This window comes from Leptospira abararensis (genome assembly GCF_016918735.1).
Lineage (GTDB): Bacteria > Spirochaetota > Leptospiria > Leptospirales > Leptospiraceae > Leptospira_A > Leptospira_A abararensis.
This window is the reverse complement of record NZ_JAFFPR010000009.1, coordinates 178,480-202,933: the sequence shown is the minus strand read 5'-3', so window position 1 is coordinate 202,933 and position 24,454 is coordinate 178,480. Positions and strand designations below refer to the sequence as shown.

The window sequence follows — 24,454 nt, the reverse complement described above, 5'->3', positions numbered from 1 at the left end:
AAAAAAGTTAAATGACCAGTCATGCAAAATAAAACAAGTATTATACTCCCAACTTATAATGAAGCCGGTAATATCAAAAACTGTGCAGAAACAATCTCACGTATCTTAGAAAAAGAATCTTTAGATTTTGAAATCGTCATTGTGGATGACAATTCCCCTGATGGGACTTTTGAAGTTGCGAAAGTCCTTGCAGAGTATGACAAAAGAATCAAACCCTTTGTGAGAATTACAGAAAGGGGTTTGAGTTCCGCTGTCACATACGGGTATGGAAAAGCAGAAGGAGACAATTTAGTTGTGGTGGATGCAGATTTCCAACATGACTATACAAAAATTCCAGAAGTCATTCGCCTTCTAAAGGATAACGATATTGTGGTTGCGACAAGAAGAAGCCCAGATGGTGGTTATGGAAACTTTCCCATTTTCCGAAAATTAGCAAGCCAGTTTGCCACAAAAATTTCTGAGTGGTTGTTTCCTGTTCCTATTTCCGATCCGATGAGTGGATTTTTTGGAATTCGAAAGTCGGTATATCTAGAAACAAAAGGAAAACTTCATCCAAGAGGGTATAAAATTCTTTTTGAAATTTTGGGTTCTGTTCGTACAGAAAAAATTGCGGAAGTTGGTTATACCTTTGGCCTTCGGACTTGGGGACAATCGAAACTGGACTCAGGAGTGATCTTTTATTTTATTTGGGACCTAATATCGATTAAATGGAATCAGTGGAGATCCTCTCACTCCTTCCAATTTAGATCCAAAAGAAGAAATTCACATATCCATCCATAAATGAAACTTTAGGGTTTGAAAGAAATTAGAAAGAAAATCCAAAAATTTTTCAATTTTTTTTATTTCACAAACCCTAAGGTATTTTCTCCTTTTACCGTTCTTTGTTTTGTGAGGGACAATATGGTCACAAAATCAATAGAGGAAAATTGTTATCGAATTGAGTCGAACCGGTTGGATGTATACTCTGCCGCTGGCCTAGAGAAAGACATGACATGTATCTTCCAGAAAGGTGTTTCCTCTCTTTATCTAGATTTTTCTAATGTGGAAGAAGTATCCTCCGCTGTTCTTGGACTTCTTTTATACAAAAAAATGGCATACCAAAAACAGGGAGTGACGCTGCTACTCATCAACGTAAACCCACAGATCCAAAAGATCTTAAAAATTCTGAACCTTAACGGGCATTTACTTCTTTAATTTTGTTTCAAAAACTGCCCCGGAATGGGGTGCCAATTGGAGAAATCCTTCTACTTCTTTGGCCCCAGCAAACTGATACAAAGATTTCGATCCCTTTGGAATCACCTCCTTACTATCGCTCTCGCCAAAGTTTAAATAAACGATCACAACTTTTTCACCAAGGATTCTTTCAAAACACAAAACATCTGAGTTAGAGGAAGATTTGGTTCGAATACTTCCCTCTTTCAAAACAACAGATCCTTTTCTTAAATGAAATAAAGATCTGTAATGGTTCCAAAGGGAATCTTTGTTTGTTTTTTGATGGATCACAGTATCATCCTCTTGAAATTTACCAACAGGTAGCCAAGGACTTCCCTTCGAAAATCCAGCATTGGGACTCATCTCCCATAACATGGGCAGGCGACAATTGTCTCTATTGATATAAATTCCAAGAAGATTGGATAAAAACAAAGGAACGAACCGATTCATTTTAGCTATAGGATCTTTTCCAAGGAAGTTGGGAATCCGCCCTTCCTTTCTTGCAATTTCTTCCCCATAATACACAACGGGAATCCCCCTTGCCAAAAACTGAAATGCAGAGAGAACTTTTGCTTTACGAATATCACCACCTAACCGATCGATATAACGCCTTTGGTCGTGGTTTCCCAAAACATAAGTAGGAGTGAAAGGAGCCGGAAATTCTCTTTCATTTTTTTCTACAAGCTCTTTAAAAAAACTGGCATGGAAATCAAAGTGGATCAGTTCAAATTGAAAGACAAGATTTAGCCCGTCTGCTTTTTCTCCTAAAAAAGATTTCAAAACTTTGTCCGATCCACTCACTTCACCAATGAGAAATGGTTTTTGTTTGTATTTGGAGATATGTTTACGGACTTTTTTGGCAAACTGAAAGGACTCGGGTAAATTCAAATTGTATTGTTTCTTTTGAAAGAACGCCTCATCATGGTTATCTGGTGTGGGGAAGTAGCGCAAACTTGAGGGGTTATCTCGAAAACTTTCATCTTTATAAATCGAATTAAAGATATCGAGCCGAAACCCATCCACTCCCTTATGGAGCCAAAAATCAAGAACACCAAACATTGCTTTTTTGACTTTGGGATTCCGATAGTTTAGATCTGGTTGGAAGGATAAAAAATTACTATAATAAGATTCGCCCGTTGTTTCATCATAATTCCAACCAGAAGTCCCCACCATGGAAATCCAATTGTTTGGAGTTTTTTTGGTTCCCTTTCTCCAAATGTAAAAATCTCTTTTGGGATTTTCTTTAGAGGATTTAGATTCCAAAAACCAAGGATGTTTGTCCGAAGTATGATTCATCACCATATCTAGAACCACTCGCATCTTTCGTTTGTGGACTTCTTTTATGAGTTTGTCACAGTCATCCATGGTTCCAAACCTGGGATCAATGGAGGTATAGTCAGAAATATCGTATCCAAAGTCTTCGCCCGGGCTTTTATAAAAGGGAGAGAACCAAATGGTTTCCACACCCAAATCTTGGATTTGGTCCAAACGCCCAAGAATCCCTTGTAAATCGCCGATCCCATCCCCGTTAGAATCCTGAAAGGACCAAGGGTAAATTTGGTAAATTGAAGTTTGTTTCCACCATTCCATTTTGTTTTCCATGACTTTTCTAAAACTTTATCGTTATTTCAGTTGCCTCTAACCGAAAAGCCGAATTTCTGTTCTTTATACAAGCAGGTAGCAATGGATAAAGAAAAAATCAAACTTTCCGGTTTCAACAATCTGACAAAAGTTTTGAGTTTTAACCTCTACGATTTTTGCATCACTTTGGATGACGAACAAAAAGGTAGATACGTAAGTTATATCCACGACAAATACAATGCTAGCAAAATTACAGAAATTTCTAAAGAGGTTGTCAAACGAATTGATGCCAATATTCTTTCTGTCTCCGCACAAGACTACGATCCTGTAGGTGCTTCTGCTATGGTTCTTATGAGCGATGTCAAAGGTGGTGGGAACCCTATCCCTTCTGCCCAAGTGAGTATGCATCTGGACAAATCGCACATCACAGTCCACACCTATCCAGATGCTGCCGATCCTGATGGAATTTGTTCTTTTCGTGTAGACATTGATATATCCACTTGTGGAGAAATCATTCCCTTGGACTCCATCAATTATTTATTTGAAGCGTTTGAATGTGATGTTGTTTATATTGATTATGTAGTGCGAGGATACACTCGTTTGGCAGATGGCAGAAAAATTTACAACGACCATCATTTTAATTCCATTTTGGACTTTGTAAAGCCAGAACTGAAAAGAAACTATACTTATCTTTCAGACATCAATATGCCTCAAGACAATACTTGGCAAACAAAAATGATGATTAAAGAACTTGGACCAGAAAACTATCTGCTGAATCCAGAAGATATTTCTCATCCCGATGTTCCTAACAAAATGAAACTTTTACGTGAGGAAATGAAAGAAGTTTATCACATGATTCATTAAGATCAGTGAATGGATTTTGATTCAATTTCCTTTTTAATCTCCATCCACTCCCTTTCCCCCAATTTCGGTATTAAATAAAATACATCGCGATTGGGTGGGATTAAAAAAAATTGAGTCCCGTGTTCATCTCTTTTTTTTAGAGTTGGATGAATGGGCAAATAAGCACCTAACTTACGATAGAACCCAATTTCTTCTGTTTTGGGATGAAGGGCCCTGATCTTTAAACTCTTTTGGTAATAAGACAAATAGGATTGGATCGCCTCTTCTGTTTCATTTGGATCGGTAACTAAAAAATAAAAGGAAGATTGAATTTCAGGAAATCTTTCTTGGAACTGGCGAAGGGACTCTAAGGCCAAAGGACATTTTTTACCACATCCTACAAGGCCAGGATAAATCCAAATCCAAGTTCCTTTTGGTTCTGATTGAAACCTTTCCTTACAGAAAGGACATTCCACAAACCGAGATTTCTCACCAAAGTAACCAATACCTAAACTAACAACGAATAATAACGAAAAACCAAGGAACAAAAGCCCAAGGTTTCTAAAGAATATTCTATGATTCTTCATCTTCAATGACGGCAGCTAAGGTTTCTACAGATCCCTTCAAGCCATTGAAAATTACATTTCCTTTTTCGATAAGGGCAATCATATTCGCACTAGTTCCCAAATTGGTTTGGGTTTTCACATTCAAATCCAGTATGGAAGAAGAAATTTCTTCCATACTGGTCGATTGTTCCTTACTAGAAATCTGCATCTCTTGCGCAATTTGATCCAGGGTTTGTAATGCTTCTTCTTGTTTTTCAAAAGCTGATAGAGTTCCTGTGATTTTTACTGTGAGTTCTCTCATCCCTTCTTCTGAGGAAAGAATGGACTTCACAAAACTTTGGACTGTTTGGTTGATTTGATTGGACTGTTTGAAACTAACTTGGATTGCTGATTTGATCTTTCCGGATATGGAAGATATGTTTTTAGTCGCTTCTGCCGTTGAATCTGCTAGTTTTGAAATTTCAGAAGCAACTACAGCAAACCCACGACCGGCATCCCCTGCACGGGCAGCTTCAATCGATGCATTTAACGAGAGTAAGTTGACCTTTTCTGCGATATCGGAAATAAGCTCCAAAATTTCCTCCATCTTTTCAGAATCATCCACTGCCACTTCCATAGATTGGTACAACCCAACAAATTCAGTCTCTGTCTTTTTTACCGTATCCGCTGACTCTTGAATTTTCGAGCGCATCACTTCTAATGAGGTTACAAATCCTTCATTTAAGCTGAATAAATTTCGATTTAATTCTTCTACAGTTTTTACTTCTTTGATTTGGCGATTAGAACCTTCCAAAATCAACTGGCTGGATGCGGCAGTCTCTTCAGTTGCAGCCGAAATTGCTTCAATAGAAGAAGATTGGGTTTGGAAGGAAGATTGAAATTCCTTCACTTTTTGCGAGATCAAACTAGAGTTTTCAACAAATGTTTTGGTTCCAGAAGAGACTTCATCAAGAGCAGCAGTTACCCCAGCCATTACTGTTTCTAAATTGGTTTGTGCTTCGATCTGTTTTTTGAGTTCCAGAACAGAACGAATGGAAAAATAAATCAGAATTCCCGTTTCAAAAACAACAAACAAAGCATGCGTGAAAACAATCTCAAGGCCTGTTCCATAACTATAAACCATTACCTTGGTTCCAAAAAGGACTGTACCAAATTCTTGAATGTAATTTCCAACCAAGTGGTGGATGGCGATAGTCAGAGCAGCGACAAATAATACTCGCCAATCTTCATAAACAAACAAAATGGCCAGAGCGCTGAATACATGAAAATGCATTTCGATCCGGCCAAACTGAGCCTGGATCATAAGCGCACTGAACATCATAAGGGTTGCCCCATTCCATGCTCTTAAAAAGAAGGAACCTCGTCCCAAACGATAAAACACGAAAGAAACAAAGGAAAGTGAAACAGCCGATAAAGTGACAACTGTAGTGGCACCATATCCTAATGAGAGAAAAAAAACAAGGGGAGTATGAGCCAAAATTGCCCAGATAAAAAATGTATCTACTTTTTTTTGGCGTTCCAATAGAACCGCTGCCAATCTAATATCCATACAGTTATAGACGAAATTAAGCGATGGAAGTCTAATCAATAAATTATTCGATTATAATTTTTGATTTTTTTTCGATACTTCAGTGTCTTATGGATGCAAGGTGCTTACAATAGAAGATATATAAGTACTTATACAAATTATAAAGTCATTGCAAATCGATTTCGCCAACATCTGGTTTTCGGGAAACTACCAAAAGATCGCAACTTTCTCTCTTGATTTGTCAAAATTAGTTTTTGATAGTTGTTTACAGAAGGTATATTTTGGAACAGTTCCCGGAACCCACAGATTCAGAAACACCGCTTACGGGTGAGACTATGGATCCATCATTTTTCATTCCATTGCCTAAAAATATCGCTAGTTATTCGATAACCTCTCAGGCGATTTTGGAAGAACTTCGAGTGCGCCATAGACGTTTGGAAATGCATGGCAGCGCGGAGATTACGCCCTCTCTTCTTTTGACAGTGGACTCCATTCCTGAATTACTTTCCAAACAAGTCCAACTCACCGAAGCTCATAAATCGGGGGCCGCAATTGCCGAGGCCTTCAGGGAACTTGCTGGCCTTACAGAACACAATAAAGAACCTGTCGTTTATTTTTATCCTTTCCTTTTGCAAGTTGACCAAAAACTGATGATGCGAATCAGTATGATTGCACCACAAAACAAAGAAAAGACGGATATTGTTCCCTTTCGTAGAGCCTGTTTCAAATATAGTATTGATTTGGTTGACCAACTCTTGAAAAACAGATCCGGTCGGGAACTACTCTTGGAAGAAGAAAACCCAGGATCGGGACTCATTCGTTCTGACCAAAAAGGAAATACTTATTTATTTCCTACCAAACTCAGTTATGAAAGCGAATTGGAATCGATGATTCGTAAAACAATGGAGTCTTTTGGCTATATTCCGATGAAAGATTTTGTATTGGATGTAATCACAAGGGGAAAGGAAACAGCAAAACTTGTGGAGATCATTTCCGGTTACCATCTCATTTTGCCCAGCGGTTCACACCATCCGGAATACGCACGCCACCTAGCCGTTCAACTAGATGGCCTAAGGTCATTTTCTTTTCCTTATCTCAAACGTTATGCGTCGGAAAATAAATACGCTGGATTTTTAGAAAAACTGAGTGAACTAGAAAACAATTTTCCTATCCTAACAGATGAACTTCTAAAAACAGGTGTTAGTTTAGTTCCGAGTATCACAACCCTACTGCAAGAATTTCCTTTTGAAAAAATCACAAGTGATGAGGGAAAACGAGTGGGAAACTCAGTAAGGGAAAGCCTTCTCATCTTAGATAAACTAAACAAACACTTAAGAGAACAGAAAAAAGAAGATGCCGAAGAAGCAGTCACTTCGCTTATCAAATTACTTGGTACAAAAATCGAAGACAATACAGCGAATACACTCACTCTCACCAAACTAGACTTATATGCAGAGGTGAAAGTTCTCGGATTTAAAAATGAATCAGAAAACTCGAAAGCCATTTCTAAAATCGTTAGTTCCCTTTCTGAAATTTATGGATGTTTGGAAATGAAAGAAGATAACTTCCATATCCTCTTTGCTCTGGACCAAAAAAAACTTTCTAAAATTGAAGCCAATACTTTCACACTGGCAAAAACGGATTCTAACTATCGAAATGAACTCCCTATCCTCGACCAAATCCGAGTGATTTTAAAAAATAGATCCGATCAAAATATCGATAAAGAAGATATACCAGAAAAAGAATTAGAAGAAGAAAGAAGTTCGAACCAAACCCTTCCACAGAAACCAAGAATTTCTTTTTCTGCTCTCCAGGAAAAATTCCATGTCCCCATCGGCGTTTTTACTTTCCTAACATTAGCATCAATTACCACAGTAGTTTCCCTTTTACTAGGGTCTTTGGACTACATTGTGAGTGGATTTTTCTTTAGTTTCCTTGTTGGTCTGACACTTGGTTATCTTTACCGCTCGGATGGAAAACAAAAGCCAACCGTAGAAAAACAAACACAATCCACTCCGAAAGAAAGCAGATCACTAAACATTGCCAAGGTGGCAGAAGGATTTATTTACCCGAAAAAATTCAATAGCATAGCCGAAAAAGTTTATGATTTTAAGCGGTTACGCAACCATATCGAAGATTGTGTGGAGGATATCAAAGTCCAACTTCCGCCAATAGACCAAAAGAAGGATACAAACAAAATTGTAGCAGAGATTGAACATGCCATCTTACAAATTTCTGTCGTGATCAAAATTCCAGATGCACTTCAATTAAAAAATAGGCCAAAGGAACTTATCTTAGCTAAAGCAGATTTTCGCACCATTTTATTTCGAACCCAACTAGCAGAGTATTACCGAAAGGAAGCCAGTATTTATAAATCAGATCGTGACCAGATGGACTACATCCAGTTTATCATCCGAGAATTAGAATTTGGCTATAATAAATATTTGAAATGATAAAGTTGGTTGTATGAAGTCTTTTGTACCCACCACAGTTACGACAGTTACATTTTTTTTTCTAACATCTTTATTTTTACAATGTAGTAAGGATGTTGTCAATGCCGAGGAATGGTTCGAAAACCATAAAGAAGATAGGGTTTTGAATCTTTCCAATAAAGAAGTGGGAGTTTTGCCTATATCCATTGAAAAATTGACAAAGGTAGAGGAACTGACCCTCCAATACGACTCTCTAAAAGAGATCCCAAAAGAAATTGGAAACCTAAAACAATTAAGAATTTTAAATCTGTTTGGAAATCCAATCAAAACTTTACCAGAAGAATTTGGAAATTTAGAAAACTTGGAAATTTTACTTCTTGGTAGAACCGAACTGAATGAAATTCCACCGGTGATAGCGCGTTTGCAAAAATTAAAAACTCTCGCATTGGATGAAACAAAGGTTCGTCTAACAGAGGCAGATGTGGAAGTAATCGCAAAACTTCCGAATTTAGAGATCCTTGACCTAACCTTGATGCGGGAATACAAAACTCTCCCAAAAAATCTTTCTAAATTGAATTCCTTAAAACATCTTGTTTTACAAAAGACACTACTCGAAAAATCGGATGTTGCCAGGCTTAGGGACGAACTACCCAAGGTTCGAGTCAAACTCTAAGAACTAAGGAATATTTTTTTTCCGTTTTCTCTTTGGCCTAGACCCCAAAAATTGGTCTTAATATGGCCAAACCAGAAACGGAAAATCCTTATTCTAAAACGGTTCTCCTCCCAGAGACCTCCTTCCCCATGAAAGCCGACCTGGCAAATCGGGAACCTGGTCAAATTAAGATTTGGAAAGAGAAAAAAGTCTTCCAAACCATGAAGGAAATTCGTAAATCCAAACCTTCGTTTGTATTACACGATGGGCCCCCTTACGCCAATGGAAATTTCCATGTGGGCCATTCTCTCAATAAAATTCTAAAAGATATCATTGTGAAATCCAAATCTCTTGCTGGCTTTCACGCCGACATGATTCCTGGATGGGATTGTCACGGACTCCCGATCGAAGTACAGGTGTTAAAGAATCTTGGCAAAGAAGCAAGAAACACAAGTCCGAGTGACCTCAGAAAAAAATGTCGTGAGTATGCCACAGAATTTGTTGGCAAACAAGGGGATGACCTCAGTCGATTTTTATGTTTCTGGGAAGAAGATAGAAAGTATCTCACCATGGCGCCTGAGTTTGAAGCAAGGATTGTAGAAGTTTTTGGATCTCTTTTTGAAAAAGGATATATCTACAAAGGAAAAAAACCTGTGTATTGGTGTATTGATCTAGCGACAGCACATGCCGAAGCGGAGATCGAATACCAAAACCATGTCTCTCCTTCCATCTATGTAAAGTTTGCTGTGAAGGGTGAAAAAGATACATATTGCCTGATTTGGACCACCACTCCTTGGACACTTCCCGCAAACCTTGCCATTTGTTTTAATGAAAATTTAGACTACTCTCTTTTCCAATCGGACAGTCATGGTAGGCTCATCGTTGCGGACGGCTTAAAAGAAGCTGTGGAACAAAAAACGGGAATTACACTTACAAAAATTAAATCTTTAACAAGTGCCGATCTGGGAAAAATGACCTTCTTACATCCGTTTATCGAGAGAGACTCCATCCCACTCTTTGGAAATCATGTCACATTGGACGCGGGAACAGGTTGTGTTCACACGGCTCCAGGCCACGGAACCGACGACTACCGTGTAGGAACTGCGGCAGGCCTTCCTCCCCTATCTCCTGTAGATGATTACGGCCGTTATACGGACGAATTTGAAATGATGAAGGGAATCAAAATTTGGGATGCCAATCCTAAAATCGTGGATCTCCTCAGAGAAAAAAATGCACTCGTCCACTACTCCGAATTCACTCACTCCTACCCACATAGTTGGAGGAGTAAAAAACCTCTTATCTTTCGGGCCACTCCACAATGGTTTTTTTCCATCGACCATGCAGGCCTTAGAGAAGAATCATTGAAGGCCATAGACAAAGTCCAATGGATTCCGGATTGGGGGATCACTCGTATCCGTTCTATGGTGGAATCTAGACCTGACTGGTGTTTGTCGAGACAAAGAAATTGGGGAGTACCCATTCCCTCGTTTACTTGTAAGTCTTGCGGGTTTACTCACTTAGATGACAAAACCATCCAACATTTCATCCAAATTGTGAAAAAAGAAGGAATCGAAGTTTGGTATGAAAGAGAAGCAAAAGACCTTTTGCCCGAAGGAACCAAATGTTCTAAATGTGGGTCGGAAGAACTCAAACAAGACAAAGATATTTTGGATGTTTGGTTTGACTCTGGCGTTTCTAGCTTTGCCGTATTTGGTGATTCTCTTGACTGCGAACCTGCCGATTTATATTTAGAAGGTTCTGACCAACACAGGGGATGGTTTCAATCTTCTCTTTGGCCTTCTATGGCGATCCGGAAAAAACCACCCTATAAATCTGTCCTCACCCACGGTTATGTGTTAGATGAAAAAGGACATGCCATGTCCAAATCCCTTGGAAACGTAATCAATCCCACAACCGATATCATCAACCAATACGGGGCTGATATCCTAAGGCTTTGGGTTGCTACCCAAGACTTTAGAGATGATGTCAAAATCGGAAAAGACTCCATCAAAACTGTGGCGGAAGCCTATCGCAAAATTCGAAACACATTCCGTTATCTCTTAGGCAATACCAATGCAGAAGCACTGACTTGGAACTTAAAAAAAGATGCGTTAGAACCGATCGATAGATACTATCTACATAAACTTGCCAAACTCAATGAGGATGTTAAAAAACTCTACGAGAACTACCACTTCCACCAAGTCTATCATCGAGTTTTGGTATTTTGTACTGTGGATCTTTCTCAGGACTATTTTGAAATCATCCGGGACAGAATGTACTGTGATGCTAAGGATTCAAAAACAAGAAAGTCTTCTGAATATACACTTGCCTTGATTTTAGAAACACTAACCAAAATCTTAGCACCTATCCTATCTTTCACAACAGAAGAGGTATGGAAGGAATTTGGCGCAAAAGATTCCGTTTTTTATTCCGACTTTTCCGACTTAAATCTTTGGATTGATTCCGATTTAGAATCTAAACTGGCACCCGTCTTCCAAACCAAAGAATTTGTCCAAAAAGCCTTAGAGGAAGCAAGGAAATTAGGAAAACTAGGAAAGTCTTTGGAAGCCGAAGTTTTGGTCACTGGAGATTTACTCAAAGATACTGGTTTTTCCAAAGAAGACTTAAGCCTCTTCTTTGTCGTATCCGAAGTGACGCTCGTTGCCGGTGGTATTAGAGAAGTGTTTTCGGAATGGAAGGGAGAAAAGGATTCCATCCAAATTCGTAAACCTCACCTTCACGAATGCCCACGCTGTTGGCGTCATGTTTCCGAAAAAGAAGGAACACTTTGCGCACGCTGCGAAGGAGTGGTTTCCAAACTTTCTCCGAAGTAAGAAGTAAAACCAAAAACTGGCTAGTTCGTGATTTAAATAATGTAAGAAGGTCTATCAAAGTTTGTTTTGAACCAATAGAGATAGACCTTTTTAGTTGAGACAGCTGCTTCTTATTAAATGATTAGAATGCCACAAACCATTTTCACCAAACTCTAGTTCTGCGAATTTGATATTATAGTGAATTTTTTCGAAATCTGCGTAAGAACCTTCCTAAAATGATCTCTGCTTCGGAAAGTTTTGTGAGATTTGCCACTGTAAAGTAAATGATTACAGCCGGAAGAATGGATACCACAAGACAAATCCTGCTCACATTGGCAAAACCAAGATCCCAACCATCTGAAAGGTAAGTTACCAAAATGGGTTTTCCTACCCACTCCGACAAAACAAGCCAAAAAAGAAGTCCAAAAAGTGCCGGTACCATTTTCAAAATCCGAAGCCAAACCGTAAGGAAGGGAATTTTTACTTGGTGCGATTTTAAATAAAATAGCAGTAGCGAAGAAGTCACAGAAGCAGTGAGAGCTGAGGCCAAAGCAATGGCGGAATGTTTTAAAAAATACATAAGCCCAATACTTACCACTACACTTAAGAGAAAGGAAACTAGTTGAATTCGCAAAGGGGTTTTTGTATCCGAAAAAGCATAATAAGAAGAAACCAAAACTTTATTGATGCTGTAAAACGGAATGGCGAATGAATAAAATACCAATGGATAAAGCGCAGTCATTGTTGCCAAATGGTCCCAGCGCCCCCCATAATAAATAGAATCCAAAACCGTTTCCCCGAGAACCGCCAAACCAATGCTTGCCGGTAGAGTTAAAAAGAAAGCAAAAGACAAAACATCCGCAATTTCTTTTGGAACATTTTCCTCCCGTCCCTCGCGGAGGTCTTTCAATAAGGAGGGAAGGATGGTTGTTGCCAGTGCCACCCCAATGATTCCTGTAGGAAGTTGGACTAACCTTTGGGAATAATCCAAACTCACGACTGCCCCAAGTCCTGGGTTTTGATTTTGGATGTAGTTGGCAAGAAAGATGTCCACAAGAAGTCCAATTTGATAAAAACTTCCCCCCAGGGCCGCCGGTAACATCAGTTTGAAGATTTTACGAATGGCCGGATGACGGAAGTTCAATCCGAAGATAGGACCATATCCATTTTTGTAAACATACCAAGTTTGTACCAGAAGTTGTAACACACCTCCCGTCACAATTCCATAAGCCAAAACAAAAACTTTGTCTCGGATCTCGTGATAAAAAGGAAAAACAAAAATAAAAACAATCAGATAACTGAAGTTAAGGATAATCGGGGAAAGAGAAGGAACAAAGTAATTATGATGAGAGTTCGAAATCGACATAAAAATCGAAGACAAACTTGCCGTCATGATGAGAAAAAATAATACGAGCGAAAGTTCTACAACGAGAGCCCCATATTCTGGCGATCCTCCCACAAGTGCCGGTAAAAACCCAGCGGCAAAAAACCAAAACACTGCCACAAAAACCGACAAACAAAGAAATAAAAAACTAAGAACCGTTCCCGACATCACCCGCGCTTCCTCAACACCCATCTTTTCATATTCAGAAAAAATCGGCATAAAGGATTGGCTTAAGGTCCCTTCCGCAAGTAGGTTACGAAACATATTGGGAAGGCGGTAGGCCACACTAAAGGCAGAAGCAACCATTCCTGTTCCAAAACTAACAGCCATAAAGTGGTCTCGAATAAGGCCTAAAATGCGAGATAAAAAGGTATAAAAAGAAAGGGCAAGCGAACGTCTGGTGCTTGACTCACTTCCCTTGGCTTGTTTTGTCATAAGACCAGAATTTAGAGGGGATTCAATTTTTCAAGAAAACGTATAGAACCATTCGGACTCATTTCGAACTGAGTGGAACAACCTGGGCATTCATGTTTTCCAAATTTATGAAGCCTAAGCCTTGCCCCACAAACTTCGCATTGGATGATCCGTTCGACAGTTTCCAATTGTTTGGTTTTAGATTGGATGTAACTCGGAATTGTAACCCGTTTTTCTTCTGATTCGGGAGCGGTTTTATAAACTGCAAATCTTCTTTCCAATTCATGATTCAAAGTCTCTTTGATTTCCAATCGAAGGCTATTGAGTTTTTCTTCCAAAACCGTTTCCATCGGAGAAGAACTGGTTTTAGCCGTGATAGCCTGTTCTGTTTCTTCTCCATCAGAAATGGATTCTAGTTGGGAAATGGGTTCTTTCGAACCAAGAGAAGAATCTCTGTCTTTGGATTTTCCTGTAAAATAAAAACGGATTCGGTTTTCGTTTGCTGGAGTTACGGATGGAGTGGCTTCTACAGGTGATGGTTTTGTTTCTTTGGAACCGGTTTGTTTGGGATCCATTTGCAAAAGAAAGGATTCTGCTTGGTTGTGGCCTCTAAAGATGGGAAGGCGATCAAAAAGTCCCACAAGACTCAAAACATCTTCGATTTCTTGTTTCACACCATAAATGGCATACACCGCACCTATCTTTGTGATCTGTTTATGGATTTTAACAAGAATACTGATTCCATTGGAAGTGATAAAATCTAATGCGCCAAATTGGAATAAAAACTTCCGGTATCCTTTGTCTAATTGGGATTCAAAGTAACGATAGAAATCCTCGGCACTGGTTCCGTCCAAACCACCTTTCAGTTGAATTGAAAATACTTTATCTTTGGGTTCCATATTCTATCCTAAAAAGATCGCATCACGAACGGGAGTTTGGTGAGAATCAGGGGAAACAGTTGAGAGAAGTGATCCTTCTGATAGAATTTCCACTTCACTTGCCGCTCCTTTTGTCACAACGGCTTCCTTGTTTGGTTCTTCTGTTAAGTCGACAATCGACTCTACTTGACTCTCTTTTGTTTCGAAAGTCTCTAAAGTTTTTTTCTCGAAAAGGGGCAAACCTAAAGATTCCTTTGGAGTTACATTAGAATCCTTAGCAACTAACATTGTATAGGCAACAAAGGCCCCTGTCAAAATCAAACTCACAACAAAAGCGAATAATATGTAATTAAAAACCATCCACTCCACTAGTTTCCATTGATTTTCAAAAAGTAAACCTAAGTTCCCTCTTTCATAAACCAAAATCACAAGACCTGATACATCCAATGTTCCTGGTTTGTACAGAGGTGAGGTAAGCCTTACTGTATTAGACTTTGCTAGTGGCAAATAAGAAAGTACCCATTCAAAACCAGAGCGCACTTTCGGATCTCGTTTGGAATTAAGAACAGGATTTTCTCCATTTTCTGCTTCCGACCATTGCCACTTTTTCATTCGAATTCCTTTTTTGAAGAAAGTAGAATGGAGAAGTATCTCATCTGGTTTTCGATTTTTCAATTCATCTGGTGTGTAAATGGTGTCTGTAGAAACAAGAAGAGTGGCATCCACAGAATACAAACTGATCTTTTTGATCCGAAACTCTTCGGGATCATTTTTAGATTGTTCCACATAACGATGGAACATCTTTTCCAGTTCCACATAACCTTCGTTCTGTAGTCGCCCTTCGGAACTTTTAGCCAGAGCCAGTGTTAAATCCCTAGCTCTATGGTCAGAAACAAACTGCTCTTGGGTCAGGGCATTCTGCAAAGATTCATAAAAAGTCCAAACCACGGCGCTTAGGGCCAAGGTCTCACAGAGGAAAAAGAAAAGAATAAAGGATAGAAAAAAACGTGAATATTTCATAGATCCCCCTTATACCTTTCGGCCGATTGGATGGATTTACCGAGGAAAATACAAAGGAAATTAAGGAAGTAAGTCTAGAAATGTATTAGCAAAATTCAAAACAAACTGCGTGCGTTTCTTCGGGAAATCCTCAGCTTTTCCCAACCGAAGTAGCGAAGTCATGTCTTCAGATTTAGCACCGCAAGGATTGATGAGACCGAATGTTTTTAGATCATTCACAGCATTCAGTGCAAATCCAAAACTAGTAAAGTAAGACTTTGCATAAATCCCTTCTGAGATGAGTTTCCTTTTGGGTTCTTCTCCCAAATACAATCCTGGGGCTTTTGGGTTTTCTTCCATAGCGAGTCCCCAAGTCTCTCGAACCGCAATCACCAAACTTTGGTTTAAGTTCCTCAAAAAATCACCTAAACTTAAGTTTCTTTTTTTCAAATCAATCTGCAAGTACCCCACAATTTGGCCAGGTTCATGGGCAGTAAAGTCTCCCCCTCGATGCAAGGTGACCAGGTCCACACCCAAAGAGGATAGCACCTCTGGGGAAACCAAAAGATTTTCCGCTTTCGCACCTATGCCCCCTGTTAAACATGGACTGTGTTCTAAAAAGAGCATGGATTCCCTTCGATTTTTCCTGGAATTTTCCTGGAATTTCACGTATCTTATGTACGGAACAATCGAAGGAAACAGGTAAGAAGGAAGTCCTTTTCGATGGAGAAACTTTATCATGCGATCCTTTGGATCCTCGAAAAATCACCCAATGGTAGAGCCCGCCTCGATTTGGCGAAACTCCTTTACTATTCGGATGGTGTTCATTTCCAAAAACACGCGGAGATGATCACAAGAGGAGACTATATCCACTTAGAAGACTCCCCTTACCCCGTCAAACTGAACGAAGCTCTTTTATTTCTAAAAGAAAGAGGCCATATTGACGCCATTCCCAAAATAGCGGGAAATGGAATCCAAGGGTTTACTTTACGGTTCCTAAAACCTATGGATGGGCTTGTCCTGTCCCGGGAAGACAAACGGGTGATGATGAAGGTTGTGGAAGCTTTCCGTGGCCGTGTGGTCGATGAAAATCGTCACTACCCCAACCTCTACGAAAATTATGTAGTCACTCCCCTCTTCGATTCCATTCCTTTTTCTGTAGATCGGATCAATACGAAAATCCATGTTCTCGTCCAAAAAAGCCTTTTGAATCTATCAGGCAAAATGTTTAGAGTTTTATTTGAGAGGTCAGAATGATCATCACTGTTTGCAAAGGCAAAATCCATAGAGCCGTCGTCACCGAGGCGGAACTCCACTACGAAGGTAGTCTCACCGTTGACCAGGACCTAATGGATCTGGCCGGGATGAAACCTTATGAACAAGTGAGCGTGGTGAACGTCAATAACGGAGCTCGGTTCGAAACCTACTTGATTGTGGGAGAACGGGGCTCGGGGACCATTTGTTTGAACGGGGCTGCGGCAAGACTCGGGATGAAAGGGGACAAAGTCATCATCATCACTTACGGCCAAGTGGACGAAAAAGAGCTTCCTTTGGATTACCAACCCAAGGTAGTCTTCGTGGACGAGAACAATCGCCCGAAAAAAGCCTAATTTCCCTAATTTTTCTGGGACTTTTCTTCGATACTATCTGTATAAACCAAATTGGTAGTCGGAACATGAACAAAACAATATTCGCCATTTCATTCACCCTACTCACTTGTGCTCTATTCGCACAAGAATCAGGGAATCCTACGGGGACTCAAGGGACAGTTGCCTCCAAAGACAACCGCGACTTGTATCCACTTTCTATGTATGATGCAAGGATCCGCCTAAAAGGTGTAAACTTTGTTAGACGACATGCTGATACAGGAAAAGGCGAATTTTTGGATGTCCAAGTTGAATTGGAATCTAGAGTTCCAGAAAACAACGAGTATGCTATTTACGTTCTTGCTGGATACGAAGGTGACAGAACGAATCCGGATGAAAGAAGACTGATTCCTTATCCTGCATGGAGAAAGGCAGATCCAGAAAAAGACGAAAGAACTTTATACTTTTCGAATGTAATGCCAACACCAGTGACTGCCAAAGAAATCTGGGGGGAAGAAACTTATGCAAAGAAAAAGGCAGAAGTGGAAAAACGTCACTATGCAGGTTTTGAAGCAGAAATGCCAGAACCTACATTCACTGAAGTAGTCGATTACCTTTGCAAAAACAATGCGAAAGCACTCCCCTTTACCCTATTTGGAGAAACAGGTCCTACAAAAGAAAAACAAGTAGTGTATAACTATGTAGCGCAAACTGAGGATGAGAGAAAACGCCAAGTGCATGAAACTCTTCCCAAACATACATATACAATTTATAATAACAAGTATCGAGCTACCATCACAAGCCACCATTACACTCAGTACCGACCCAACTTTCTCAATTTCAACAAAGTGGCAGTCCTTGTATTTGATACAAAGAAACCAACCAATAGCCTTCTGTTTAGAAAGTTCATTGATATCTCTGACTTAAAGATTACTTATTAAGGTAGATTCATTTCCAAGGCCGAAATGTTGGTCTTGGAAATCTTGGCATGACTGACCCTTAGAAATCCAAATGGACTCTAGTGGTCAGTGCCTTCTGGGCGTATGGGGGGGAATTGTTCCGAAGCCCTCACCCTCCACTCGTCTTCCGGATGGTTCAAATGCAACCAACCGTTCGCAAAATCCCAACGACCATCCAAATCCAAAAAATCCCAGAAAATTGCCTGGTTCATGTATTTGTAGGTATCGAGTAGATCGAGCAGGTCCCTTTGCTTCCTGGGAGAGTTTTCCATTCTATTCCAGTTTCGGTAAGATGTCCCTCGGGTCGATGTTTTTTATGGACAAAACGAATCGATTCTGCCGAAAATGATACCAGACTATGGCAATTACAAAGGAAAAAAAGGCTGACTTCAACGACAAACTAGTAGATTTCAAAAACTACCTAGAAGAACTGAAAAAAGAAGCCAATATCTACAAAGCCCAAGCCAAAAAAAGTAAGGAGATGGAACCTTATTTCAATCTTTCCCTTGCTATCAATTCTATCAAAACAATTAACACCTGTATTGTGATCAATGAACTGTCTACAGCCATCTTAGAAATCAATAATAACAACTATCTTGAGACAGCACGAAAAGAAATTTATAACACCATTTCCTATATTGAAAAAACAGTAGGAAATAACATTGATGGATCTCTTTCTGAAAACAAAGAACTGCTCGCAAAAATAGAAAGATTCACCCCCACCCAGAGATTGAACCTAATCAAAGGACTCCTGCAAGCGATGAAAAAAACCATCGCTGCTTTTGGAACTAACTCCAAATGGAAATGGTCTTGGCCCGATATCAATTTTCGCATTGCTGCCTGTACTAAGAACCTTTTTGATTTTATTGCGTATGAAAGAGAGCAAGATCTAGAAAATCCTTACTACTACATCCGCAAAGAACACTTCAACCTTGTCATAGAACTTGCTAACCAAGCGGCCCAGGATTATAGGACAAAATTTGAAATGTCTACACAAGATTCCACAGATTTGAAACATTCTGTGGAAATGTTGGAGATGAACCGCAAAATTTTCCAAATTACTGGTGAAAATGAAGATTTGGAAAAAACAAAAACTCTGATTGAGTCCTTCCAACAAAAGATCGCTGACCTCGAATCCGACGATAAAAAGAAAAAAAAGAAACAATAATCGACGATTTTCCCTAGAATCCCCAGTCTAGTTTATAGAAAGGGCAATACTTTTCAAAAGGAGATTTCGAAATATGGCACTAACGGAAATCACTGACGCCAATTTCAAAGCAGAAACTGCTAAAGGCGTAGTTTTAGTGGATTGTTGGGCGGAATGGTGCGGACCTTGTCGAATGGTGGCTCCAGTTCTAGATGAACTATCGCATGAAATGGCTGATATCAAAATTACAAAGCTAAATGTTGATTTCAATCAGAAGACGGCACAAGAATTGGGAATCCAATCCATTCCAACCCTTCTTCTCTATAAAGACGGAGTTTTAGTAGATAAAGCAATTGGTGCTTTACCAAAACCGCAAATTAAAAAATTTATAGAAAATCACAAGTAGGAAATAAATTATCCCCTAATGGTCAGTTCTGAACCGAATGGTTTTACCGCTCTCCCTAGAGGGGGATATTTAGTCGATACCTCGGAAGGGTACATCCAAATTGGATCCCCTCCCGAAACAATTAAAGACACCATGGGGTTGGAAAAGAAAACCCCTCTGGTGTTTGTACTCCCGAATAAATTCTTCCATGTCGAAAAAGGGATCTCCATAGCGGAGTTAGAATTTCCCATTTACTTCAACTTCTTCTTTCGTGGTGGCAAAAAAACATTTATCGTTTGTTCCCCTGAACAAAAAGAACAGCTAACGATTGTTCTCGGGGAGTCACTTATGGGACCTCAAGAACTAAACCTTGCTTCTGAGTTTATTGATGGAACGGAAAGTTTTGGTTTCCCCGACATCAAAGCAGAAATGGCACATTTCCGTAGTTACAAAACCATGGAAGAGGTAGTAGAGTTTGTTCTCTTTGATGAAAACCACAAAGCTCAGTTTGGAAAGATCACCATCGAACAACTTCCCTCGAATGAATTTCTCATTGTGGATGGGGATAAAAAAATTAAAACTCCTGGTGAGGTCGACTTCCATGTGAAGTATGATATCGGAAAAAGATTAGAAGAACCTTTCCAACCCCCTCTCATCGGAATCACCTGCCTTGGGCCTTCACATGGTTTCGACCCCACAGACAACACTTCTGGGTTTATCATTTGGCTGAATGGCCAAGGGATTATGGTCGATCCCCCAGTCAACTCCACCGAGTGGTTACGCGAATCCAATGTAAATCCAAAGTTTATCAACTCCATCATCCTTACCCACTGCCATGCAGACCATGATGCGGGAACCTTCCAAAAGATTTTAGAAGAATCCAAAATCACGATTTATGCCACAGCCACCGTGATGGAATCCTTTCTTAAAAAATATTGCAGTCTAACAAAGATTCCGCGCCGTGAAATCACAGACCTATTTGATTTTATTCCTGTTGTGATTGGAAGGCCTACCATCATCAACGGGGGAGAATTTTATTTTCACTATGCGCTCCATTCCATTCCTTCTGTGGGATTTGAATTTTTTTTCCAAGACCAATCCTTTTATTATACCTCTGACCACCTAAATGACCCAGAAGCCTTCGAAGAGATGTACAAAAAAGGAGTGTTTCCTGAAACCAGATACCAGTTCTTAAAAGATTTTCCTTGGGATCGTAAAATTATCTACCATGAAGCGGGAGTCCCTCCCCTCCACACAAAGATCAGTTATCTGGCTTCCCTACCGGAAGAGGTACAAAAACGAATCACTGTCTATCATATCGCAGCCAAAGATATGCCGGAAGGGAACCACCTAACTCTCGCTAAGTTTGGAATCGAAAATACTTTGTATCCGGAAATCACTCCTCCAAAACACCAAGAGGCTTTCCAACTTTTAGAAATCCTTTCCCAAATTGATATTTTCTCTGGATTCCCCATTGAGAAGGCCAAAGAATTTTTACAAATTGTGAAGGAAGAAAGGTTTCGTCGCGGAGAACAAATCATCAAAAAAGGAACTCACGGGGACAGGTTTTTTATCATCGCTTCCGGGAATGTTCGTTTCGAAGGCCTTTCTGGAGACCATTCGGCCATAAAACGATACGGAACTTACGAATACTTTGGAGAAGCCTCGCTGATTTTGGATACCGCCCGCCAAGCTGATGTGTATGCGGAAACCGATGTTCTCGCCCTCACCATTGAAAAAACTCGTTTTTTCCAGTTCATCCGCGGATCCAAACTCCACGAAAACCTAATCAAACTCAATAGCATCCGGGAAACCAATACCTGGAAAACACTCACTGAATCCCAAACCTTTCGGGGTCTTACCAGTTACCAAGTCACTCAATTGGAACTTATCTTAAAACTAGAAACTGTAAAAAAGGAAGCCTCCCTGATTGAAGAAGGCCATACCTTCCACAATGCCTTTATTGTTCGTTCGGGAACGGTTGTGGTCATGCAAAACCACAAAACCATTCGGGAACTGGGTGCCGGGGACTTTGTGGGAGAGATCTATTCTCTCACCAAAAACCTTCCTTCCAATTTTAGTTTTATCGCCTGGCCGGGAACGGAACTCTACGTCCTCTCCGAAGAAGACGCCATTCAGTACATTAAGAAAAATCCCGGTGTGTACATGAAGCTGAACACTGTTTATAATTGACCTCATTTCGCCATTTCTGTAACATTTCCATATCAAGGAGTCACAAATCATATGGAGCGTATCCTCCCTTTTACTGAAGAACACCATCAATTCCGCGAGATGGCTCGGAAATTTTTTGAAACTGAAGTTAAACCACACCACGAAGAATGGGAAAAAAACCATATCGTACCCAAAGAAGTTTGGAGAAAGGCAGGCGACAATGGCCTCCTCTGCCCGGATGTTCCTACCGAGTATGGTGGTTCCGGTGCTGACTTTCTTTACAATATCATCATCATTGAAGAATCTTCCCGAGTGGGAAATAGTGGATTCTTTATCTCTCTTCATAATGACGTGATTGCCCCATACATCTCCACGTATGCAAACGACGAACAAAAAAAACGTTGGTTGCCTAAATGTGCCTCTGGGGAATCCATTCTTGCCGTGGCGATGACAGAACCGGGAGCAGGTTCGGATCTAAAGTCTCTACGCACGAGTGCCGTTGATATGGGTGATCATTTTGTGGTGAATGGACAAAAAACATTTATCTCCAACGGACAACTGGCTGACCTCATCATAACTGCCGTCAAACACGACAATGGAACCATTTCCCTTGTGATGATCGAAGAAGGAATGAAAGGTTTTGAAAGAGGCCGTAACCTAGATAAAATTGGTCTCAAAGCCCAAGACACTTCTGAGTTGTATTTCAATGATGTGATTGTCCCAAAAACAAACCTCATCGGCAAACAAGGGCAAGGGTTTCGTTACCTCATGCAAAAACTAGCACAAGAACGTTTAGTACTTTCTGTAGCAGCGGTAGAGGCAACAAGACTCGTTCAAAAAATCACTCTCCAATACATCAAAGAAAGAAAAGCCTTTGGCCAAAAAATCGGTTCCTTCCAAAACACCAAATTCAAAATGGCGGAAATGGCAACAGAACTAGAAATGGCGCAAGTTTTCTGCGATAAAGTTGTCATGGAACACATGAAAGGCGAAAATACAACTGCGGAAGCCTCCATGTGCAAATGGTATACAACGGAGATGCAAAAACGTCATACAGACGAGTGTTTACAATTCTTTGGTGGTTACGGTTATATGATGGAGTATCCAATTGCAAGAGCTTACCTCGATGCAAGGATCCAAACCATTTATGCAGGAACCACAGAGATTATGAAAGAAATCATTGGTCGCAGTTTAGGATTATAATTTAGATCCTTCTCTCAAATCCCATTTTTCAAAAATGGGAAACCAAAAGTTTTCAAAGAAAGAACCCGGCGCATTTGGCCGGGTTTTTGCTTTAAGGAGATTGCTTATATCTGAAAAGAGCCGACTCAATTCGTATCGAAATCATCGGCAAATATATTTCATACTAAACTTTAGAGCTATCTATAGTTGCTTCCTCTTCCGCAGTTTCTTTTCGCAGGTCTGTAGTCAGTCGCATCGAACAAAAATGAGGGCCACACATAGAACAGAAGTGGGCTTTTTTCATTCCATCTTGTGGGAGGGATTCATCATGATAGGAACGTGCGAGTTCCGGATCGAGGGACAAAGCAAATTGGTCTTCCCATCGAAATTCAAATCTGGCTTTACTCAGTAAATCGTCTCTTTCTTTGGCACCGGGATGGCCTTTGGCAAGGTCGGCGGCATGGGCTGCAATTTTATATGCAATCACTCCATCCTTTACGTCTTGTTTATTCGGAAGGCCCAGATGTTCTTTGGGAGTCACATAACAAAGCATAGCCGTTCCATACCAAGCAATCATAGCAGCCCCAATCGCTGAGGTGATATGGTCATATCCGGGAGCAATGTCTGTGACAAGGGGTCCGAGGGTATAAAAGGGAGCTTCCATACAAACCTCTTCTTGCAAGCGAACATTTTCCTTAATGAGGTGCATTGGAACATGGCCCGGCCCTTCTACCATCACTTGGACATCATCCGCCCAGGCTCTTTTGGTAAGCTCCCCCAAGGTTCTTAACTCAGCAAACTGGGCTTCGTCGTTGGCATCATTGATACATCCGGGTCTAAGTCCATCACCCAAAGAATAGGAAACCCCGTATTTTTGCATGACCTTGGAGATCGCATCAAAATGTTCATAGAGGAAATTTTCTTTTTTATGATGGTTACACCATTTGGCAAGGATGGAACCACCCCTGGACACAATCCCAGTAATCCGTTTGTTTGTGAGGTGGATGTAATCCCGTAACACTCCGGCGTGGATGGTAAAATAATCTACTCCTTGTTCGGCTTGTTCTTCTAAGGTTTCTAAAAATACACCGATGTTTAAATCTTCCACTTTTCCTTTTACCTTTTCTAAAGTTTGGTAAAGAGGAACTGTTCCAATGGGAACTGGAGAATTTCTGATGATCCATTCTCTGGTTTCATGGATATTTTTTCCCGTAGACAAATCCATCACCGTATCGGCTCCCCAGTGCAGTGACCATCTGAGTTTTTCTACTTCATCATCAATCGAGGAAAGAATGGCTGAATTCCCAATATTGGCATTGATTTTCACCAAAAACTTTTTACCAATGATCATAGGCTCGAGTTCCGTATGACGTTTGTTTGATGGAATGATAGCTCGACCAATTTTCACTTCATTCAATACAAACTCAGGTGCCATCCCTTCCCTTTTAGCCACATAAATCATCTCTTCTGTGAGAATGTCCCTCTTGGCATAATAAAGTTGGGAATGGTTTCGATCCCCCCTCGATTCTCTTGTTTGGATCCAAGACTCTCGGAGTTTCGGAATCCCTTTTTTATAATCGTATTCTTCTTCATGAATACAAAACACACCTTCGGTTCGGTAGGATCGGAACTTGGTATTGTCAGAAAGGGTAATTATGTTTTCTGGAATAGCGATCGGAGCTTGGGAATTGGTTTCCATAGTTTGATTTCCTTGGCCGGAA

At 40.2% G+C, this 24,454-nt stretch carries 21 protein-coding genes; 13 read left to right on the top strand and 8 right to left on the bottom strand.

Annotated elements, in window-relative coordinates; genetic code table 11:
• The first annotated feature begins 21 nt into the window (after window positions 1–21).
• Together JWG40_RS03495 and JWG40_RS03490 are read left to right on the top strand one after the other, a co-directional pair.
• On the top strand, window positions 22–780 hold the full coding sequence (locus JWG40_RS03495) for a polyprenol monophosphomannose synthase (RefSeq protein ID WP_205284467.1): 759 nt from the start codon (window positions 22–24) through the stop codon (window positions 778–780).
• A gap of 120 nt (window positions 781–900) precedes the next feature.
• Window positions 901–1,194 (top strand): STAS domain-containing protein, encoded by a 294-nt coding sequence (locus tag JWG40_RS03490; RefSeq protein ID WP_205284466.1) that lies wholly within the window; start codon window positions 901–903, stop codon window positions 1,192–1,194.
• On the opposite strand, the gene JWG40_RS03485 is transcribed toward JWG40_RS03490, so the two are convergent.
• Window positions 1,183–2,814 (bottom strand): alpha-glucosidase, encoded by a 1,632-nt coding sequence (locus JWG40_RS03485; protein ID WP_205284465.1) that lies wholly within the window; start codon window positions 2,812–2,814, stop codon window positions 1,183–1,185. The genes JWG40_RS03490 and JWG40_RS03485 overlap by 12 nt on opposite strands.
• An 81-nt stretch (window positions 2,815–2,895) precedes the next feature.
• On the opposite strand from JWG40_RS03485, the gene speD reads away from it, so the two are divergent.
• Window positions 2,896–3,657, top strand: coding sequence for an adenosylmethionine decarboxylase (gene speD / locus JWG40_RS03480; RefSeq protein ID WP_205284464.1), 762 nt, complete (start codon window positions 2,896–2,898; stop codon window positions 3,655–3,657).
• Window positions 3,658–3,659: 2 nt separating this feature from the next.
• Here speD and JWG40_RS03475 read toward each other — a convergent pair whose 3' ends face one another.
• Both JWG40_RS03475 and JWG40_RS03470 read right to left on the bottom strand, forming a co-directional pair.
• Window positions 3,660–4,223 carry an SCO family protein gene (locus JWG40_RS03475; protein ID WP_205284463.1) on the bottom strand — a complete coding sequence of 188 codons (564 nt, stop codon included), beginning with the start codon at window positions 4,221–4,223 and terminating at the stop codon, window positions 3,660–3,662.
• Window positions 4,210–5,739: a methyl-accepting chemotaxis protein gene (locus JWG40_RS03470; RefSeq protein WP_205284462.1), complete on the bottom strand. Its 1,530-nt coding sequence runs from the start codon at window positions 5,737–5,739 to the stop codon at window positions 4,210–4,212. The genes JWG40_RS03475 and JWG40_RS03470 overlap by 14 nt, the downstream gene beginning before the upstream one ends.
• 272 nt (window positions 5,740–6,011) lie before the next feature.
• Between JWG40_RS03470 and JWG40_RS03465 the strand changes: the two genes are divergently transcribed.
• From JWG40_RS03465 to ileS, 3 genes are all read left to right on the top strand, one after another.
• Window positions 6,012–8,183 (top strand): hypothetical protein, encoded by a 2,172-nt coding sequence (locus JWG40_RS03465; RefSeq protein WP_205284461.1) that lies wholly within the window; start codon window positions 6,012–6,014, stop codon window positions 8,181–8,183.
• Between the two features lie 13 nt (window positions 8,184–8,196).
• The gene (locus JWG40_RS03460) at window positions 8,197–8,835 is read left to right on the top strand and encodes a leucine-rich repeat domain-containing protein (RefSeq protein ID WP_205284460.1); all 639 of its coding nucleotides are present in this window, start codon (window positions 8,197–8,199) and stop codon (window positions 8,833–8,835) included.
• 62 nt (window positions 8,836–8,897) lie between these two features.
• Entirely contained in the window at window positions 8,898–11,648 is a 2,751-nt protein-coding gene (gene ileS / locus JWG40_RS03455) for an isoleucine--tRNA ligase (protein ID WP_205284459.1), read from the top strand.
• 172 nt (window positions 11,649–11,820) lie between these two features.
• Here the strand turns inward: ileS and murJ are convergent, their stop codons facing one another.
• From murJ to lipB, 4 genes are read right to left on the bottom strand one after another with little or no spacing between them, the layout of a single operon-like run.
• Window positions 11,821–13,446, bottom strand: a complete 1,626-nt coding sequence (gene murJ / locus JWG40_RS03450) for a murein biosynthesis integral membrane protein MurJ (RefSeq protein ID WP_205284458.1) — start codon at window positions 13,444–13,446, stop codon at window positions 11,821–11,823.
• Between the two features lie 11 nt (window positions 13,447–13,457).
• Entirely contained in the window at window positions 13,458–14,324 is an 867-nt protein-coding gene (locus JWG40_RS03445; protein WP_205284457.1) for an STAS domain-containing protein, read from the bottom strand.
• 3 nt (window positions 14,325–14,327) lie between these two features.
• Window positions 14,328–15,323 (bottom strand): LIC_12071 family protein, encoded by a 996-nt coding sequence (locus tag JWG40_RS03440; RefSeq protein ID WP_205284456.1) that lies wholly within the window; start codon window positions 15,321–15,323, stop codon window positions 14,328–14,330.
• 60 nt (window positions 15,324–15,383) lie between these two features.
• The gene (gene lipB, locus JWG40_RS03435) at window positions 15,384–16,043 is read right to left on the bottom strand and encodes a lipoyl(octanoyl) transferase LipB (protein ID WP_205284455.1); all 660 of its coding nucleotides are present in this window, start codon (window positions 16,041–16,043) and stop codon (window positions 15,384–15,386) included.
• Between lipB and JWG40_RS03430 the strand changes: the two genes are divergently transcribed.
• The 7 genes from JWG40_RS03430 to JWG40_RS03400 all read left to right on the top strand — a co-directional run bounded on the left by JWG40_RS03430 (window position 16,026) and on the right by JWG40_RS03400 (window position 22,754).
• Window positions 16,026–16,559, top strand: coding sequence for a type II toxin-antitoxin system antitoxin SocA domain-containing protein (locus tag JWG40_RS03430; RefSeq protein WP_205284454.1), 534 nt, complete (start codon window positions 16,026–16,028; stop codon window positions 16,557–16,559). The two genes, lipB and JWG40_RS03430, sit on opposite strands and share 18 nt — an antisense overlap.
• Window positions 16,556–16,912 (top strand): aspartate 1-decarboxylase, encoded by a 357-nt coding sequence (panD, locus tag JWG40_RS03425; protein WP_205284453.1) that lies wholly within the window; start codon window positions 16,556–16,558, stop codon window positions 16,910–16,912. Before JWG40_RS03430 ends, panD begins: the two co-directional genes overlap by 4 nt.
• 65 nt (window positions 16,913–16,977) lie before the next feature.
• The gene (locus tag JWG40_RS03420; RefSeq protein WP_205284452.1) at window positions 16,978–17,829 is read left to right on the top strand and encodes a hypothetical protein; all 852 of its coding nucleotides are present in this window, start codon (window positions 16,978–16,980) and stop codon (window positions 17,827–17,829) included.
• Between the two features lie 376 nt (window positions 17,830–18,205).
• Window positions 18,206–19,015, top strand: coding sequence for a hypothetical protein (locus JWG40_RS03415; protein WP_205284451.1), 810 nt, complete (start codon window positions 18,206–18,208; stop codon window positions 19,013–19,015).
• A 73-nt stretch (window positions 19,016–19,088) separates the two neighbouring features.
• Window positions 19,089–19,400: a thioredoxin gene (gene trxA / locus JWG40_RS03410; RefSeq protein ID WP_002975272.1), complete on the top strand. Its 312-nt coding sequence runs from the start codon at window positions 19,089–19,091 to the stop codon at window positions 19,398–19,400.
• Window positions 19,401–19,418: 18 nt separating this feature from the next.
• Window positions 19,419–21,572, top strand: a complete 2,154-nt coding sequence (locus JWG40_RS03405) for a cAMP/cGMP-dependent 3',5'-cyclic-AMP/GMP phosphodiesterase (protein ID WP_205284450.1) — start codon at window positions 19,419–19,421, stop codon at window positions 21,570–21,572.
• A gap of 51 nt (window positions 21,573–21,623) precedes the next feature.
• Window positions 21,624–22,754, top strand: coding sequence for an acyl-CoA dehydrogenase family protein (locus tag JWG40_RS03400; RefSeq protein ID WP_205284449.1), 1,131 nt, complete (start codon window positions 21,624–21,626; stop codon window positions 22,752–22,754).
• A gap of 163 nt (window positions 22,755–22,917) precedes the next feature.
• Here JWG40_RS03400 and thiC read toward each other — a convergent pair whose 3' ends face one another.
• Window positions 22,918–24,432 (bottom strand): phosphomethylpyrimidine synthase ThiC, encoded by a 1,515-nt coding sequence (gene thiC, locus JWG40_RS03395; RefSeq protein ID WP_205284448.1) that lies wholly within the window; start codon window positions 24,430–24,432, stop codon window positions 22,918–22,920.
• Window positions 24,433–24,454 lie beyond the last annotated feature (22 nt).

Coding starts and splice junctions, on each gene's coding strand:
- JWG40_RS03495 (WP_205284467.1), top strand. CDS start 22: ATGCAAAATAAAACAAGTATTATACTCCCAACTTATAATGAAGCCGGT.
- JWG40_RS03490 (WP_205284466.1), top strand. CDS start 901: ATGGTCACAAAATCAATAGAGGAAAATTGTTATCGAATTGAGTCGAAC.
- JWG40_RS03485 (WP_205284465.1), bottom strand. CDS start 2,814: ATGGAAAACAAAATGGAATGGTGGAAACAAACTTCAATTTACCAAATT.
- speD (WP_205284464.1), top strand. CDS start 2,896: ATGGATAAAGAAAAAATCAAACTTTCCGGTTTCAACAATCTGACAAAA.
- JWG40_RS03475 (WP_205284463.1), bottom strand. CDS start 4,223: ATGAAGAATCATAGAATATTCTTTAGAAACCTTGGGCTTTTGTTCCTT.
- JWG40_RS03460 (WP_205284460.1), top strand. CDS start 8,197: ATGAAGTCTTTTGTACCCACCACAGTTACGACAGTTACATTTTTTTTT.
- ileS (WP_205284459.1), top strand. CDS start 8,898: ATGGCCAAACCAGAAACGGAAAATCCTTATTCTAAAACGGTTCTCCTC.
- murJ (WP_205284458.1), bottom strand. CDS start 13,446: ATGACAAAACAAGCCAAGGGAAGTGAGTCAAGCACCAGACGTTCGCTT.
- JWG40_RS03445 (WP_205284457.1), bottom strand. CDS start 14,324: ATGGAACCCAAAGATAAAGTATTTTCAATTCAACTGAAAGGTGGTTTG.
- JWG40_RS03440 (WP_205284456.1), bottom strand. CDS start 15,323: ATGAAATATTCACGTTTTTTTCTATCCTTTATTCTTTTCTTTTTCCTC.
- JWG40_RS03430 (WP_205284454.1), top strand. CDS start 16,026: ATGGAGAAACTTTATCATGCGATCCTTTGGATCCTCGAAAAATCACCC.
- lipB (WP_205284455.1), bottom strand. CDS start 16,043: ATGATAAAGTTTCTCCATCGAAAAGGACTTCCTTCTTACCTGTTTCCT.
- panD (WP_205284453.1), top strand. CDS start 16,556: ATGATCATCACTGTTTGCAAAGGCAAAATCCATAGAGCCGTCGTCACC.
- JWG40_RS03420 (WP_205284452.1), top strand. CDS start 16,978: ATGAACAAAACAATATTCGCCATTTCATTCACCCTACTCACTTGTGCT.
- JWG40_RS03415 (WP_205284451.1), top strand. CDS start 18,206: ATGGCAATTACAAAGGAAAAAAAGGCTGACTTCAACGACAAACTAGTA.
- trxA (WP_002975272.1), top strand. CDS start 19,089: ATGGCACTAACGGAAATCACTGACGCCAATTTCAAAGCAGAAACTGCT.
- JWG40_RS03405 (WP_205284450.1), top strand. CDS start 19,419: ATGGTCAGTTCTGAACCGAATGGTTTTACCGCTCTCCCTAGAGGGGGA.
- JWG40_RS03400 (WP_205284449.1), top strand. CDS start 21,624: ATGGAGCGTATCCTCCCTTTTACTGAAGAACACCATCAATTCCGCGAG.
- thiC (WP_205284448.1), bottom strand. CDS start 24,432: ATGGAAACCAATTCCCAAGCTCCGATCGCTATTCCAGAAAACATAATT.